At 66.9% G+C, this 15,418-nt stretch carries 12 protein-coding genes; 6 read left to right on the plus strand and 6 right to left on the minus strand.

From position 1 onward, the window contains the following. Nucleotides 1-7: 7 nt before the first annotated feature. Nucleotides 8-2,461, minus strand: coding sequence for an ATP-dependent helicase HrpB (gene hrpB / locus IGS74_RS02625; protein WP_192389137.1), 2,454 nt, complete (start codon nucleotides 2,459-2,461; stop codon nucleotides 8-10). Further along, on the minus strand, nucleotides 2,458-3,642 hold the full coding sequence (locus tag IGS74_RS02630) for an ABC transporter substrate-binding protein (protein WP_192389138.1): 1,185 nt from the start codon (nucleotides 3,640-3,642) through the stop codon (nucleotides 2,458-2,460). The genes hrpB and IGS74_RS02630 overlap by 4 nt, the downstream gene beginning before the upstream one ends. Nucleotides 3,643-3,788: 146 nt before the next feature. Here IGS74_RS02630 and IGS74_RS02635 point away from each other — a divergent pair, with 146 nt between their 5' ends. Beyond that, nucleotides 3,789-4,547: an SDR family oxidoreductase gene (locus tag IGS74_RS02635; RefSeq protein ID WP_192389140.1), complete on the plus strand. Its 759-nt coding sequence runs from the start codon at nucleotides 3,789-3,791 to the stop codon at nucleotides 4,545-4,547. 8 nt (nucleotides 4,548-4,555) lie between these two features. Here the strand turns inward: IGS74_RS02635 and IGS74_RS02640 are convergent, their stop codons facing one another. The 3 genes from IGS74_RS02640 to IGS74_RS02650 form a co-directional block, all read right to left on the minus strand. Continuing rightward, nucleotides 4,556-5,155, minus strand: a complete 600-nt coding sequence (locus IGS74_RS02640) for an HdeD family acid-resistance protein (protein WP_192389142.1) — start codon at nucleotides 5,153-5,155, stop codon at nucleotides 4,556-4,558. Nucleotides 5,156-5,245: 90 nt separating this feature from the next. Then, nucleotides 5,246-5,533, minus strand: coding sequence for a DUF2218 domain-containing protein (locus tag IGS74_RS02645; RefSeq protein ID WP_039195071.1), 288 nt, complete (start codon nucleotides 5,531-5,533; stop codon nucleotides 5,246-5,248). Nucleotides 5,534-5,599: 66 nt separating this feature from the next. Continuing rightward, nucleotides 5,600-6,544, minus strand: coding sequence for a tripartite tricarboxylate transporter substrate binding protein (locus tag IGS74_RS02650; protein ID WP_192391308.1), 945 nt, complete (start codon nucleotides 6,542-6,544; stop codon nucleotides 5,600-5,602). Between the two features lie 217 nt (nucleotides 6,545-6,761). Here IGS74_RS02650 and IGS74_RS02655 point away from each other — a divergent pair, with 217 nt between their 5' ends. The 5 genes from IGS74_RS02655 (at nucleotide 6,762) to IGS74_RS02675 (ending at nucleotide 14,090) form a co-directional block, all read left to right on the plus strand. Then, complete coding sequence (locus tag IGS74_RS02655) at nucleotides 6,762-9,218, plus strand: penicillin-binding protein 1A (protein WP_192389144.1); 2,457 nt, start codon at nucleotides 6,762-6,764, stop codon at nucleotides 9,216-9,218. A gap of 190 nt (nucleotides 9,219-9,408) precedes the next feature. Continuing rightward, nucleotides 9,409-11,337 (plus strand): molecular chaperone DnaK, encoded by a 1,929-nt coding sequence (gene dnaK / locus IGS74_RS02660; protein ID WP_192389153.1) that lies wholly within the window; start codon nucleotides 9,409-9,411, stop codon nucleotides 11,335-11,337. 187 nt (nucleotides 11,338-11,524) lie between these two features. Then, entirely contained in the window at nucleotides 11,525-12,664 is a 1,140-nt protein-coding gene (gene dnaJ, locus IGS74_RS02665) for a molecular chaperone DnaJ (protein ID WP_192389156.1), read from the plus strand. Between the two features lie 115 nt (nucleotides 12,665-12,779). Next, nucleotides 12,780-13,418 (plus strand): methyltransferase domain-containing protein, encoded by a 639-nt coding sequence (locus tag IGS74_RS02670; RefSeq protein WP_192389158.1) that lies wholly within the window; start codon nucleotides 12,780-12,782, stop codon nucleotides 13,416-13,418. A 42-nt stretch (nucleotides 13,419-13,460) separates the two neighbouring features. After that, complete coding sequence (locus IGS74_RS02675; RefSeq protein WP_192389160.1) at nucleotides 13,461-14,090, plus strand: methyltransferase domain-containing protein; 630 nt, start codon at nucleotides 13,461-13,463, stop codon at nucleotides 14,088-14,090. Here the strand turns inward: IGS74_RS02675 and IGS74_RS02680 are convergent. Next, nucleotides 14,079-15,413: a folylpolyglutamate synthase/dihydrofolate synthase family protein gene (locus tag IGS74_RS02680; protein ID WP_192389162.1), complete on the minus strand. Its 1,335-nt coding sequence runs from the start codon at nucleotides 15,411-15,413 to the stop codon at nucleotides 14,079-14,081. The genes IGS74_RS02675 and IGS74_RS02680 overlap by 12 nt on opposite strands. Nucleotides 15,414-15,418 lie beyond the last annotated feature (5 nt).

The raw sequence follows: 15,418 nt of genomic DNA on the forward strand, positions 1-15,418 counted from the left end.
AAATCGCCTATCTGCCGCGCGGCTTTGCCCGTGCCGTCGGCGGGGCGAGCGCCGGGTCCTCGGGCCAGACATGCTTGGGATAACGCCCGCGCAGGTCGGCGCGGACGTCGCGCCAGGAGCCTGCCCAGAAGCCGGGAAGATCCTGCGTGATCTGGATCGGCCGATGGGCCGGCGACAGGAGCTCCAGTGTCAACGGCACCCGGTCCGCGGCAATGGCTGGGTGCCGCGTCATGCCGAACAGCTCCTGAACGCGCACCGCCAGAACGACCTGCTCCGGCTCGTAGCGCAAAGGCAGGCGCGAGCCGGTCGGCGCCTCGTAATGCGATGGTGCGAGGGTGTCGACCTGGCGCGCCAGCGACCCCGGCAGGAGAGAGAGAAGGCCCTGCCGCAGCCGGTCCGGCCGCAGGTCCGACAAGCGGCGCGCATCGGGGTGGAAGGCCATGACCCACTCGTCCAGGCGCTCCATGAGCGCCGTTTCGGACAGATCCGGCCAGGGATCTCCCAGCGAAATGTGCAGGAAACGCAGGCGCTCCAGCAACCGCTCGCCATCCTTGTCCATCGGCAGCAGGCGCATGCCCCCCTGGCGGATCGCGTCCGCCAGCGCCGACTGCACCAGCGCGGCAGGCGGGTCGGGAAGGGGAGATTCGGACAGTACGGCCCGACCGATCCGACGGACCCGCCGCGCGCGGACGGCACCGGACGCCGCGTCGAAGAGGACGACGTCTTCCTCGACCGCGCGCTCTTCGGCCAGGACCGCGAGCTGCCGTCGGTCGAGGCCGATTGCCGAAGTGATGCGCCCTGCGCGCGCCTGTCCCTGCAATTCGGCCACCACCAGCCCGGCCGACGCGGCCAGCGAGGATGCGGCATCGACCTGCCCGCCGCGTCCGCTGGCCAGCAGGAACTGGCCATGGGCGCCCCGCGCCACCGCGACGCGGTCCGGATAGGCGACAGCCAGCAGGGGCCCCGCATCCGCATCCTCGATGTCCCCCGCGGCGCTCACCTGTCGGGCGAGGCGTTCGGCAAGGCCGCGCGCTGCGCTGCCGCGCGGGGTCCGGTCGGTGCGCCAGCGTCGGTGCCGCTCTGCCAGATCGGGGTCATTGCCGCCAAGGCCACGCTCGGTCAGGAGAACGGCCAGTTCCGCAGCGACGCGGCGTGGCTGGCCTGCCTGGGCGCGCACCACCATCGTTCCGAGGCGGGGCGGCAGGCCCACCTGCCTCAGTTCGCGTCCGATCTCCGTCAACCGGCCATCGGCATCGAGCGCTCCGAGCTCGCACAACAGGACGCGGGCTTCGGCAAGGGCCGGTTTGGGCGGCGCATCCAGAAACCGCAGTTCGGTCGGGTCGCCGACCCCGAAAGCCGCGCAGTCGAGGAGCAGGCCGGACAGGTCCGTCGACAGGATTTCGGGCGGATCGAAAGCCGGCAGTGCATTGGTCTGTTCGGCGCGCCAGAGCCGGATGGCCGTGCCCGGCCCCGTACGGCCGGCGCGGCCGGCCCGCTGCGTGGCGGCGGCGCGCGACACGGGCACGGTCTCCAGCCGCGACAGGCCACTGGCCGGCTCGAACACGGGCCGCCGCGCAAGGCCGCTGTCGATGACCACGGTGACGCCGTCGATGGTGATTGAGGTTTCGGCAATGGATGTGGCCAGGACCACCTTGCGGCGGCCGGGCGGTGCCGGGCGGATCGCCATGTCCTGATCGGACGTTTCCAGCGCACCGTACAGCGGTGCAAGCATGACGTCCTGCGGAACGCGCCCTTCCAGCCGCTCGCGTACCCGCTCGATCTCGCGTTGACCGGGCAGGAAGGCAAGGATACTGCCCGGCATGTCGCGCAGCGTCTGCTGGACGGCGTTGGCGACGGCATCCTCGATACGCTCCGTTCCGGTCCTGTCGCGGTTCTGGATGTCCACGGGGAAGCTGCGGCCGGCGGTCTCGATGATGGGGGCATCGCCCAAAAGCGTGGCGACGCGCGCGCCATCCAGCGTCGCCGACATGACGAGGATCGCGAGATCCTCCCGCAGGGCGGCCTGAACGTCGAGTGCGAGCGCAAGCCCGAAATCGGCATCCAGCGACCGCTCGTGGAATTCATCGAACAGGACGGCGGAAATGCCCGTCAGTTCCGGATCCGCCAGGATCAGCCGTGTGAAGACGCCTTCCGTCACTACCTCGATGCGGGTTGCGGCGGACACCCGGGTATCCAGCCGCATCCGCCAACCCACGGTTTGGCCCACCGCCTCGCCCAGAAGAGAGGCCATGCGGGTGGCCGCCGCCCGTGCGGCGATCCTGCGCGGCTGGATGAGGATGACGCGTCCCGCAAGGTCCGGCTGCCGGATCAGATGCAGCGGCACCATGGTCGTCTTGCCCGCCCCCGGAGGGGCCACCAGCACCGCACGCCGAACCGTGCGCAACGCCGCCGCGACATCGGCAAGAACCGCCTCGACGGGCAGCATTTCCGGCGCGATCATCGGGCCGCCAAACGCTCCTGGACGCGCTGGCCCAGCCAATCCATCCAGCTGTGGTGCGGCCGCGGGATCGACACGCCGGACATGCGCGGCAGGCCGGTGCGCATCAGGGTGCGCAGATCCTGCGCTTCCTGCTGGGGCAGCCGGGAGGGATCGAGGATGGTGACGTCGCCCCACATCGCCGGATCGGCCTTGCGGATCTGCGCCGCCGGAGACAGCATGAAATCCGCGGTCACGAGCGCGGCCTCCGGCGCGGCGGCCCGTGCGGCCACCGCGAGAAAATGGGTATCGGTCACGGCACCGTTGGAAAAGCCGAACCCTTCCACGCCCTCCGGCCATTTTTCGCCGGCCCGTCCGGCGGCGCCGGCCAGCGGATTGAAATCGGCGATCATGTCGACCTCGCCGCGGGCCAGCAGGTCGCGGGCCTCGGCTTCCGAACGCGGGAAGCTTCGCCCCTCCTGCCAGAGAAGCGGGCGTATGTCGTCCAACCACGCAAAGAAGGGCGCGGTGGCGGCCTCGGCGTCCGCGGCGGCGATCGGCCGATCCAGCACGGACGGGTCCTCCGCGAGGCTGCGCAGAACCTCTTCCAGAAAGGCTGCCCCGGCGGCCGTCGCCGGATCGGGAAAGGCAAACCGGCCCGGATTTGCCCGGGCATAAGTGAGCAGGGCGGCGGGCGAATCGGGCCGCGATGAAGTGGCCGCGCCGTTGGCGAACAGCGTTACGCTGCGCTTGCCCCATGGTACGGCGCTGTAATGGGTGGGCAGTCCGGCCGCGAAGATGACCGAGGGGGTGCCCGCCCTGTCGACGAAATGCCAGTTTGGCAACCTGTAGGCGTATCGCTCGGGCAGGAGTTCCGCGCGCCGCGCCTCTGCCACCGCACGAGAACCGAGCGCGGCCAGATCGATGCGCGATTCGTCTTCCGCGCCGAGCGCCTCGATCAGCGTTCGCTGCGAGGGAAAATCCACGATCTCAAGCCGGATGTCGTAAAGCCGCTCCAGTTCGCCGCCCGCCCAGTCCAGAAACCGTTGCTGCCCCGCACTCCCGCCGGCAATTCCGAGGCGTACCGTGTCGCCCTGCGCCGCAGTGGCGATGGCCGGCCAGTCCTTGAGGTCGGGCAGGGCGACGGCCGGCGCGGCCATTGCAAGGGTCAGTATGGCGGCAAGGGCAGCACGGCGCAGCGACATGGCGGGCTTTCGACGGGTTATCGGCTTATCCGGACAGAGATGGGCTTTTCATGCATCGGCGTCAAAGACAATGACCAGCCAATGGCTTTTCACGATGGGCCTCACCATCTAAAGCACTCCTGGATATAAGCCTGCGGGGACCGAGCATGACGGACAGCGAGATCAAGGATGCGCGCCCGGCGTTGGTGTTGACGGGTGCTTCGCGCGGCATCGGCCACGCGACCGTCAAGCGCTTCTCGCGGGAGGGGTGGCGCGTCATCACCTGTTCGCGGCAGGATTTTTCGAGTGATTGTCCGTGGCCGGCCGGTCCGGAGGACCACATCCGGGTCGACCTTTCCGACCAGGAGGATGTCGGCTACGCGATCTCCGAAATCCGGCGCAGGCTGGAGGCCAATGGCGGCCGGCTGCATGCACTGGTCAACAATGCTGCGATCTCGCCCAAGACGAAGGACGGCGAACGGATGGATTCCATCAAGACGCCGATGCAGGTCTGGCGCGACGTCTTCCAGGTCAATTTCTTCGCGCCGATCATGCTGGCGCGCGGCCTCTACTCCGAGCTTCATGCCGCCGGCGGATCGGTGGTCAACGTCACCTCCATCGTCGGCAGCCGCGTCCATCCCTTTGCGGGGACGGCCTATGCGACGTCGAAGGCCGCCCTGGCCTCGCTGACGCGCGAGATGGCCGCCGACTTCGGCCCTGCCGGCATCCGCGTCAACGCGATCGCGCCCGGCGAGATAGACACCGCGATCCTGTCGCCGGGCACGGAGAAGATCGTCGAGACGATCCCCCTTCGCCGCCTCGGCAAGACCGCCGAAGTGGCCGATATCATCTATTTCCTGTGTTCCGGGCAGTCGTCCTATGTCAACGGCGCCGAAATCCACATCAATGGCGGCCAGCACGTCTGAGCCGTATTTCAGGCGGGCGGTGCGCCGCGCCGCGCATCGAGGGCGGCGAACAGAAGGCCGACGCCCGAGAAGATGAAGGATATGCCGAGATAGACGCCGACGGCCCAGACCGCGGTGCCGGGAAGGCCGAGCACCAGCAGGGCGGCGAGCACGAGGTTCAGGATGCCGGTCAGCACCAGCGCCCACCAGCCGCCCCGGCTGCCGGAGCGGACGGCCTTGGCAAGTGCGAACTCCAGGAAGGCTGAAAGGACGAAGTAGGTGGCCAGCATCCATGTCAGCGTGATCGCGCCGGCAAAGGGATCGTAGACGATGACGGCGCCGAGGATCGTTACCAGAACCGCAAGCGCGAGGCTGGACCAGAAGCCTGAGTGCCGGCGTGCCTGGAAGGCGGCCACGATGCCGATGATCCCGCCGATGATGAGCAGCCAGCCGAAGAACAGCGTTGAAGCCAGCGTGGCGGCCAGCGGCGCCATCAGCGCAAGAAAGCCGACGACCAGCAGCAGAACGCCCTGGAAGGCGTAGGCTTTCCAGTGGTCGTGCAATTCGGTGCGGAACCGGGATTCGACGTTGCGGGAAATGTCTTCACGATCATGGGTCGGTATCGTCATATGCGGCATCCCCTCTGTTGCGGCCCAAAGGCCCCTTCAAGCCACCCTGTTGAAATGGTCCGGGCCGTGCGCCTGTAAAGGGCGCCAGCTTCAATTCCAGTCTGCCGTCAAGGGCGCTTCCCGAAACGCGAAGCGATCCAGGTGCTCCACGATAACCGTCTTCATGCGCTCCAGCGCCTCGGGCCCGGGGGCATCGACGGCGATCGTCAGACCTTCGGGGTCGGCCGAAAGCCGGGCGAGTGCGCCGTTGGGAAAGGGAACCGTCCCCTGACTTTCGTCGAAGGTGACCTCGAATTTGTGTGCCCAATGCTTGCAGAGCTGCTGCAGATAGCGGCTGGCGTTGGCGGTCTCGATGCGGCCCGTGGAGGATACTGACATGTCTCGCTTTCCGTTTGTTCGGTTGGACGGGCGCGGGGGCGCCCGTCCGCATGGCGATGCGCCGGCCTATTCGATGCGCGCGCCCGAAGCCTCGACGACCGGCCTCCAGCGATCGACCTCGGCCTTTACGTGCTCGCCGAGTTCCTCGGGCGTGGAGCCGACGATCTGCGCACCCACCTCGGCAAGGCGCTTCTGCACCTCCGGATCCTGGATCGCCGTGTTGGCGGCTTCGTTCAGGCGGGCAATCACCTGGGGCGGCGTACCGGCCGGCGCGAAGAGGGCATTCCAGCTATTGGTTTCGTAGCCGGGGACGCCGGCCTCTTCCATCGTCGGAATATCCGGGAAGTTCGGCGCGCGCTCCTTGGTGGTGACTGCCAGCGCGCGAAGCTGGCCGGAGCGGATCGGCTCCGTCGAGGAGGGCAGGTTGTCGAAGGAGATCGGCACCGCGCCGCCGATCACGTCCACCAGCGCAGGCCCGGAGCCCTGATACGGCACGTGGATGATGTCGACGCCCGCCATCGATTTGAAAAGCTCGCCCGACAGGTGCAGCGGCGTGCCGTTGCCCGACGACGCATAGGCATACTCACCCGGCTTTTCCTTGAGAAGCGCGATCAGCTCCTCGACATTCTGGGCGGGAAACTGCGGGTTGACCGTCAGGACGTTCGGCACCGTCACCAGCCATGCCACCGGCGCGAAATCCGCGACCGGGTCGAAGGGCGGGTTGGCGTAGAGCGAGGCGCTGAGCGCATGCGTCGCAATGGTGCCCATCAGGATCGTGTAGCCGTCGGGCTGCGCCTGCGCCACGGCCGTCGCACCCAGCATTCCACCTGCGCCGCCGCGATTGTCCACCAGCACCTGTTGCCCGAGCTCCTGGCTCATGCGCTGTGCGACGATACGGGCGACGAGGTCCGTCGAGCCGCCGGCCGCGAAGGGGACGACCATCGTCACCGGCTGTGTCGGAAACTCCGTTTGCGCTGCCGCAGGCGCCGCTCCGGCGGCAACCAGCGCCATCAGGGCGACGGCGTGGCGGGTAATGGATTTGATAAGCACCAATGCTCCTCCTCGAACACTTCAATGAACTTTCGATTGTGCGTCATGCGTGGCCCGGCGGCAACAGCGCGCCGGATCATTCGATAACGGCCCGTTAAACCGCCATATTTACGCTGCAACGCGAAGGCTGCGCGGGTGCCGGCGCAACCAGTTTTCAATCATGTCCAAGGGGTAGTCGATGGGTCTGGGACGGAAGGAGCCACGGATCGAGCCGACTTTCGGGGATTCCCGGGAGAAGCGCGGGAGCGACGGCTTCCGCGTGTCGGCGGACGACCGTGCCGTCCAGCCCGGGGCCTCGCGCAAGGATCGATCCGAGCGCAAGGCCCCCCGCAAGCCCGCGCGCGGCGGCGGGGGCGGAGGCGGCGGCAACGGCCGCAGGACCCGTCGCAGGCGTTCGCCGCTGGCACGCCTTGCCAACCTCGTCTTCATGCTCGGTTTCTGGGGCATGATCGCCGCGGCGGGCGTGGTCGGCTACTTCGCCATGACGCTGCCCCAGGAAGCCTGGGTCGTTCCGGACCGTCCACCCAATGTGCGGATCGTGTCCGTATCGGGCGACCTTCTTGCCAATCGCGGCGTTACCGGCGGCGAGGCGCTGGCGCTCGACCAGATGAGCCCGTATCTGCCGAAGGCCGTCATGGCCATCGAGGACAGGCGGTTCTATTCGCATCTCGGTGTCGACCCGGTGGGTATCGTGCGCGCGGCCGTCACCAACTTCACGGCCGGCGGCACCGTGCAGGGCGGCTCCACCCTGACGCAGCAGCTTGCCAAGAACGTCTTCCTGACGCCGGAGCAGACCCTGCGCCGCAAGGTGCAGGAAGCGATCCTGGCGCTGTGGCTGGAACAGCGTTTCTCCAAGGACCAGATCCTCGAAATGTACCTGAACCGGGTCTTCTTCGGCTCGGGCGCAACGGGTGCGCAGGCGGCGGCGCGGCGCTATTTCGACAAGAACGCCGGCGACCTGACCCTCAGCGAGTCCGCCATGCTGGCCGGACTTCTCAAGGCGCCCTCGACGCTGAACCCGGTGCGCAACCCCGAGGCCGCCAAGGCGCGGGCCGACGTTGTGCTGAACGCCATGCTGGATGCCGGCTACATCTCCGAGGCGGAGTACAAGGCCGCGCTGTCCGAGGAGCCGACCAAGCCCAAGAGCTTCTGGACCGGGGCCGAGCACTACGCCGCCGACATGGTCATGCGGGATATCAAGGGTCTCGTCGGCGAAGAGATCAAGGATGACGTCATCGTCGAGACGACGATCGACCTGACGCTCGAGAAAGCCGCCGAGGAGGCCATCCGGCACACGGTGGACACCGCGACCCAGAACGTCACGCAAGGGGCGCTCGTGTCCATCGACGGCACCGGGGCCATCCGCGCCATCGTCGGCGGGCGCGATTACGCCGAAAGCCAGTTCAACCGCGCGGTGGACGCGCGCCGCCAGCCCGGCTCCGCGTTCAAGCCCTTCGTCTACGAGACGGCGCTGGAATTCGGCTGGCGCCCGGAAAGCATGATGATCGACCAGCCGGTCCATATCGGCAACTGGTCGCCTTCCAATTACGACAACAAGTTCCGGGGGCCGGTTACGATGGCGCAGGCCGTCGCCCAATCCCTCAACACGACGGCGGCGGCGCTGACGGCGGAACTCGGCCCCAAGACGGTGATCGAGACGGCCACCTCCATGGGCATCACCTCTCCCATGGCCGAGAACGCGTCCATTGCGCTCGGAACGGCGGAGGTGTCGCTGGTGGAGCTGACGGGGGCCTTCGCTCCCTTCGCCAATGGCGGCTACCGCGCCACGCCGCATCTGGTGAACCGCGTGACCACGGTGGACGGGGAGGTGCTGTACGAGCGCCCGTCCGAGGTTCCGCCGGTCATCGTCACCGCCGATATCGCGGGCATGATGAATGCCATGCTGACCCGGGTGGTGACGTCCGGTACGGGGCGCCGCGCCGCGCTGGACGGCTGGCAGGTGGCCGGCAAGACGGGCACGACGCAGGACTTCAAGGATGCCTGGTTCATCGGGTACACCGCCAACCTCACCACCGGCGTCTGGCTCGGCAACGACAATGGCAAGCCGATGCGCAAGGTCACGGGCGGCTCGCTCCCCGCCGATGCCTGGAAGGCCTACATGAAGGTCGCCCATGAGGGGCTGCCGCCGACGCCGCTTCCGGGCAATTACGTGATCGGCGGCGACCATGGCGAAGTGCCGATGGCCGCGAATCAGCCCGCTCCGGGCGGCATGCCCGGCGGGCAGCCGGTGCAGGGTGGCGGCGAGGCGCCGCGCGCCACCTATGTCGACGAATATGGAAACCTTCTCGACCAGTACGGCAACATGATGCCGAACCAGCCGCCGTCCGAGGCCGAGTTGCAGGCGCGCGGCGGCTACGAGCAGCCCGCACCCGGCTCCGCGGCCTCGGTTGCGCCGCCGCCCGGCGCGCCCATGCCGCAGCAGCAGGATCCGTATGGCGACGGCTATTACGGCGGACCGCCGGCGGTCTACGGGGAGGGGTCGGGCGACGTCCTCGAAGGCCCGGCGCGTGTCGTCCGGCAGGATCAGCTTCCGCCCGACGCGGTGCTCGAAGGTCCCGCGCAAGGGGGCCGCGCTTCCGACCGCTCCCTGTTCCGGGGTCTGTTCGGCGGCTGACCGCCAGCGGGTAAACAGGATGTGATCCAGCGCCTTGCGCCCGCAAAGGCACGTTCATATATAGCCCTCAGCCAATGCGACCTCCGCTTGCGGACCGGGCGCACGGCACTCGTATGGATAACTCACCAGGAACCGCCGCGCGGAACGCCTCAACGAGGGTCCGGACGGTTCGCTCAAGAAGGAGACACCCATGGCCAAGGTGATCGGCATCGATCTCGGCACCACCAATTCCTGCGTTGCCGTCATGGACGGCAAGAACGCAAAAGTCATCGAGAACGCCGAGGGTGCGCGCACGACGCCATCCATCGTGGCCTTCCTCGACGACAATGAGCGGCTGGTCGGCCAGCCCGCCAAGCGGCAGGCCGTCACGAACCCGGAAAACACGCTCTTCGCCATCAAGCGCCTGATCGGCCGCACCTACGACGATCCATTGACGCAGAAGGACAAGAACCTCGTTCCGTACAAGATCGTCCGGTCCGACAATGGCGATGCGTGGGTCGAGGCCCTCGGCCAGAAATACTCCCCTTCGCAGGTATCGGCCATGATCCTTCAGAAAATGAAGGAGACGGCCGAGGCTTATCTGGGCGAGAAGGTCGAGAAGGCGGTCATCACCGTCCCGGCCTATTTCAACGACGCCCAGCGCCAGGCCACCAAGGACGCCGGCCGGATCGCCGGTCTGGATGTCCTGCGCATCATCAACGAGCCGACGGCAGCCGCGCTGGCCTACGGCCTGGAGAAGAACGACGGCAAGACCATCGCGGTCTACGATCTGGGCGGCGGCACGTTCGACGTGTCCATCCTCGAGATCGGCGATGGCGTCTTCGAAGTGAAGTCGACCAATGGCGATACCTTCCTGGGCGGTGAGGATTTCGACCTTCGCCTCGTCGATTACCTGGCGACCGAGTTCAAGAAGGATCAGGGCATCGACCTGAAGAACGACAAGCTTGCCCTGCAGCGCCTCAAGGAAGCTGCGGAGAAGGCCAAGATCGAGTTGTCTTCGGCGGCCCAGACCGAAATCAACCTGCCCTTCATCACCGCCGACGCCTCCGGCCCCAAGCACCTGACGCTGAAGCTGACCCGCTCCAAGTTCGAGAGCCTCGTCGAGGATCTCGTCCAGCGCACGGTCGACCCGTGTAAGTCGGCGCTCAAGGATGCCGGCCTGACCGCGGCGGATATCGACGAGGTGGTCCTCGTCGGCGGCATGACGCGCATGCCGAAGATCCAGGAAGTCGTGAAGAACTTTTTCGGCAAGGAGCCGCACAAGGGCGTCAACCCGGATGAGGTCGTGGCCATGGGCGCGGCCATCCAGGCCGGCGTGCTGCAGGGCGACGTCAAGGACGTCCTGTTGCTCGACGTGACGCCGCTGTCGCTGGGCATTGAGACGCTGGGTGGCGTGTTCACCCGCCTGATCGACCGCAACACCACCATCCCGACCAAGAAGAGCCAGGTCTTCTCCACGGCTGAGGATAACCAGAACGCCGTGACCATCCAGGTCTTCCAGGGCGAGCGCGAGATGGCTGCCGACAACAAGATGCTCGGCCGCTTCAACCTCGAAGGCATCCCGCCCGCACCGCGTGGCGTGCCGCAGATCGAGGTGACATTCGATATCGATGCCAACGGCATCGTCAACGTATCGGCCAAGGACAAGGGCACCAACAAGGAGCAGCGGATCACGATCCAGGCTTCCGGCGGTCTTTCCGATGCCGATATCGAGAAGATGGTGAAGGATGCCGAGGCCAACGCCGAGGCCGACAAGAAGCGTCGTGCCGGCGTGGAAGCCCGTAACCAGGGTGAAAGCCTCGTCCATTCCGCCGAGAAGTCGCTGAAGGATTACGGCGACAAGGTCGGCGCCGACGATCGCAAGTCCATCGAGGACGCCATCGCGGATCTCAAGGCCGAACTCGAGAAGGACGAGGCCGACGCCGAAGCCATCAAGACCAAGAGCGAGCGTCTTGCCGAAGTCTCGATGAAGCTCGGGCAGGCCATGTACGAGGCGTCCCAGGCCGAGGCCGCCGCTGGCGGCGACGAGGCGCCGGCCGGTTCCTCCGAGGGCCGCGACGATGTCGTCGACGCCGACTTCGAAGAGGTCAAAGACGACGGTCGCAAGAAGTCCGCCTGAGCGGACCCCGCGACGGTCTGAAATCGGGGCCCCGGTCGCAAGATCGGGGCCCTTTTCTTGAAAGAAGTTGCCGATTGGCTGCACCGCGCCTGTAGCAAGCGACGCCGCCAGTGCTTAAATCAAGACAAGGCCGGACAAGCGGCTTTCGTCCTGTTTCGACAACTTAAAATCGTGGGTTGGTGCTCAAGTGTCCGTAAAGGTCGATTACTACGAAATGCTCGGTGTCGAGAGGACATGCGACGAAAAGGTTCTCAAGTCGGCATTTCGCAAGCTCGCCATGCAGTATCATCCGGACAAGAATCCGGGCGATACGACAGCGGAAAAGAAGTTCAAGGAGATCGGCGAGGCCTACGAGATCCTGAAGGATCCGCAGAAGCGCGCGGCCTACGATCGCTTCGGCCATTCCGCCTTCCAGAACGGCGGCGGCGGCGGTGGCTTCCGGTCCGATTTCTCCTCGTCCATGGCGGACATCTTCGACGATATCTTCGGTCAGATGCACGGGCAGCGGCGCGGGCGCGGCAACAGCACGGGGCGCGAGCGCGGCTCGGACCTGCGCTACAACATGGAAATCTCGCTGGAGGAAGCCTTCGCCGGCAAGACGGCAGAGATCCGCGTACCCACCACCATCCAGTGCGATGTCTGCAACGGCACCGGCGCCAAGCCCGGAACATCGCCGCGCGCCTGCCCGACCTGCGGCGGTGCGGGACGCATCCGGGCCTCGCAGGGGTTCTTCTCGGTGGAGCGCACCTGCCCTACATGCCATGGCAACGGCCAGATCATCAGCGATCCATGCTCCAAATGCGGTGGCGCCGGCCGCCTTCCCGAAGAGCGGAACCTGTCGGTCAATATTCCCGCAGGGATCGAGGATGGAACCCGCATCCGCCTGGCGGGCGAGGGAGAGGCCGGCCTGCGCGGCGGTCCATCGGGTGACCTCTATATCTTCCTGTCCGTCCGCAGCCACGAGATTTTCCAGCGCGACGGCGCCGACCTCTATTGCAAGGTGCCGATCTCCATGGTGTCCGCGGCGCTCGGCGGCTCCTTCGAGGTGACGACGCTCGACGGCAGCAACAACCGCGTCAAGGTGCCCGAGGGAACCCAGGCTGGCACGCAGTTCCGCGTGCGGGGCAAAGGGATGCCCGTTCTTCGATCGTCCCAGGTGGGCGACCTGTTCATCCAGGTGACGATTGAGACGCCGCAGAACCTGTCGCGCCGCCAGAGGGAGTTGCTGGAGGAGTTTCAGGACATCTCATCAACCGAGAACTCGCCCCAGTCCACCGGCTTCTTCTCCCGCATGAAGGAATTCCTGGGCGGCCTCGGCGACAGTTGAACAGTCGATCAGGGCCTCTTGCAAAAAATTCACTTTCGCAAGGGTTCCGAATGGCTACTCTCCCGCACCAGAAAGCCGGGCGGACGCCCGGTCGGAACGGGCGGAACCAGCATTGATGCAATCCAAACACGGGATTTCTCCCTCCGTGCGCCGACGCGGCGTCGACGAGGCAAAATTCCTGGCGGGGTGGTTCCGCAAGCCGCTGGTTACCGGGTCCATTTTCCCGTCGTCGCGGGCCTTATGCGCCGCAATGGCCCGCCCGGTGCCGGCCTGTGCGCTGGAGCCGGGACAGGTCGTGCTTGAACTGGGGCCGGGAACCGGCGTCGTCACGCGGGCCCTCCTGGAGCGCGGCGTGCCCGAAGCCAACCTTGTGCTTGTCGAATATTCCCGTGATTTCTGCACGCTCCTGCGCGCCCGCCATGGCGCCGCCGCGGTGGTGGAGGGCGACGCATACCGCCCCGGCGCCGCGCTGGAGCACGCCCTTGCCGGGCGCAGCGTGGCGGCCATCGTATCCAGTCTTCCGCTGATGGCCCGTCCCGAAGACGAGCGCGAACAGGCACTGCATGGACACCTTGAGCTGATGGCGCCCGGCGCTCCCTTTATCCAGTTCACCTATGCCCTCGTGCCGCCCGTACGCCCCGCGCGAATCGATGCCACGGCCGAATGCGCCGCATTCGTGAAGCGAAACCTGCCGCCGGCCCGCGTCTTCGTCTATCGCCGCGAGATTGCCCCCGACAGCAGGACCCCGGCCTGAACAGCCGTTCAAAACCTTGTTGAAACAGGAGTCGCTTGCCGGATGAGCGAACACGACAACAACCGGGCCCATGGGGCCGAGCGGATGGCAGAGGACAGGGGCGACTGGGCCCGCTTCCTCGGCACATGGCTGAAGCATCCCTTGAAGATGGGGGCCGTGGCAGCGTCGTCGACGGCCTATTGCGACGAGATGGTGGCCCGGTCCAGGATCGGGAATACCGGCCGCATCCTCGAACTCGGACCCGGCCTCGGTGCCGTCACGCGCGCCCTGCTGCGTGCCGGCGTGGAACCGGAGCGCATCGTCTCCATCGAATATGACAGCCAGTTCGCCGCCGCGCTGAAGGCACGGTTTCCGCGCAGCGAGATCATCGAGGGCGATGGCTTCGATCTCGACAAGACGCTCGGCGACGGCGGTGCCGAGACATTCGCCACGATCCTGCTGGCGATACCCATCGTCAATCTGCGCCAGGGCGAACGGCAGGCGCTCCTGCAGCGCTATCTCCGGCGGCTGGCCCCCGGCGGCAACGTGACCCAGCTATCCTATCTGTGGAAGCCGCCCATCGAGCCGATTGCCGGGCGCTTCACGGTGTCGTCCTCCGACATCGTCTGGAGGAACATCCCGCCGGCGCGGGTGTGGGTCTATACGCCCGTCGAGGGCGGTTCAGCGCGGTGAAAGCCCGCTTGCCTTCAGCACTTCGCCGGCAAGATAGAGAGAACCGCAGATGACGATGCGGGGCGCGGGCCGGCTGCTCCACCCCGTGGAGATCAGGCGGATGGCCTGCTCCACGCTGTCGCACGGCTCGGCATCGAGACCTGCGTCATAGGCCGCGTCGGCCAGCTCGTCGGGCGACAGTCCGGCGTCGGAGGTGCGCAGGGGCACGGTGAAGACGTGGCGCGCCATACCGGCGAAGGCCTCGAAGAAGCCGACCGGGTCCTTCGTCGACAGCATGCCGGCGATCAGAAACAGCGGTCTCGGGCTCTTGTCCTCCATCTCGGCGATGGCCTCGGCGACCACCGTGCCGGCGCCCGGATTATGCCCGCCATCCAGCCATAATTCCCCACCGGGCACGGCCAGTTCGAACAGGGGCCCGCTGGTTATGCGCTGCAGGCGGCCCGGCCATTCCGCCGCGGTCACGCCGGCTTCCAGCGCCGGATCGGACAGGGTCACGCCGGCTGCGCGCACGCCGGCGACGGCCAGGGCCGCATTGGCCAGCTGGTGCCGGCCGGGCAGGCGCGGCAGGGGCAGGTCCACCAGTCCGCCGCCGTCCTGGAAAACCAGTCTGCCATGCTCCTCATAGGCGAGGAAATCCTCGCCGTAGATGGTGGCCGGCGCGCCGATGCCTGCCGCGCGTGTGCGCAGCGTATCCAGAGCGCCATCGTCGCCCTGCTGGCCGATGACGGCTGGAGACCCCTTCTTGAAGATACCGGCCTTTTCCGCCGCGATCAGCTCCACGCGATCGCCGAGATAGGACTGGTGATCAAGGGAGACGGTCGAAACCAGTGTAGCTGCCGGCTGGCGGATGACGTTGGTGGCGTCGAAGCGCCCACCCAGCCCGACTTCCACCAGCGCCATGTCGGCCGGGTGCTCCGAAAAGAGCAGGAAGGTCACGGCCGTCAGGATTTCGAAGACGGTGATCGGGGCGCCGTCATTGGCAATCGCGGCGCGGTGGATGGCGTCGGCAAGGGTCGCGTCCTCCACGAAGCGGCCGGGTGCGCCGCGTCGCCCGAGCCTGTAGCGTTCGTGCCAGGAGACCAGGTGCGGAGAGGTATGGACATGCACCGCCAGCCCCTCGGCTTCCAGCATGGCGCGGGCAAATGCGATGGTGGAGCCCTTGCCGTTGGTGCCGGCGACGTGAATGACCGGCGGCAGCCTGTCCTGCGGATTGCCGAGCGCGTCCAGCAACCGTTCTATGCGGTCGAGCGACAGGTCGAAACCCTTGGGATGCCGCAGCATCAGCGCAGCGATTTCGGCATCCGCCAGGGTATCGTCCGTCATGTCGG

The organism is Aureimonas sp. OT7, from assembly GCF_014844055.1.
Classification (GTDB): domain Bacteria; phylum Pseudomonadota; class Alphaproteobacteria; order Rhizobiales; family Rhizobiaceae; genus Aureimonas; species Aureimonas altamirensis_A.

What these genes read in the sequence shown, in the direction of transcription:
- hrpB (WP_192389137.1), bottom strand. Translation starts at nt 2,461, where the DNA reads ATGATCGCGCCGGAAATGCTGCCCGTCGAGGCGGTTCTTGCCGATGTC.
- IGS74_RS02630 (WP_192389138.1), bottom strand. Translation starts at nt 3,642, where the DNA reads ATGTCGCTGCGCCGTGCTGCCCTTGCCGCCATACTGACCCTTGCAATG.
- IGS74_RS02635 (WP_192389140.1), top strand. Translation starts at nt 3,789, where the DNA reads ATGACGGACAGCGAGATCAAGGATGCGCGCCCGGCGTTGGTGTTGACG.
- IGS74_RS02640 (WP_192389142.1), bottom strand. Translation starts at nt 5,155, where the DNA reads ATGACGATACCGACCCATGATCGTGAAGACATTTCCCGCAACGTCGAA.
- IGS74_RS02645 (WP_039195071.1), bottom strand. Translation starts at nt 5,533, where the DNA reads ATGTCAGTATCCTCCACGGGCCGCATCGAGACCGCCAACGCCAGCCGC.
- IGS74_RS02650 (WP_192391308.1), bottom strand. Translation starts at nt 6,544, where the DNA reads ATGGCGCTGGTTGCCGCCGGAGCGGCGCCTGCGGCAGCGCAAACGGAG.
- IGS74_RS02655 (WP_192389144.1), top strand. Translation starts at nt 6,762, where the DNA reads ATGGGTCTGGGACGGAAGGAGCCACGGATCGAGCCGACTTTCGGGGAT.
- dnaK (WP_192389153.1), top strand. Translation starts at nt 9,409, where the DNA reads ATGGCCAAGGTGATCGGCATCGATCTCGGCACCACCAATTCCTGCGTT.
- IGS74_RS02670 (WP_192389158.1), top strand. Translation starts at nt 12,780, where the DNA reads ATGCAATCCAAACACGGGATTTCTCCCTCCGTGCGCCGACGCGGCGTC.
- IGS74_RS02675 (WP_192389160.1), top strand. Translation starts at nt 13,461, where the DNA reads ATGAGCGAACACGACAACAACCGGGCCCATGGGGCCGAGCGGATGGCA.
- IGS74_RS02680 (WP_192389162.1), bottom strand. Translation starts at nt 15,413, where the DNA reads ATGACGGACGATACCCTGGCGGATGCCGAAATCGCTGCGCTGATGCTG.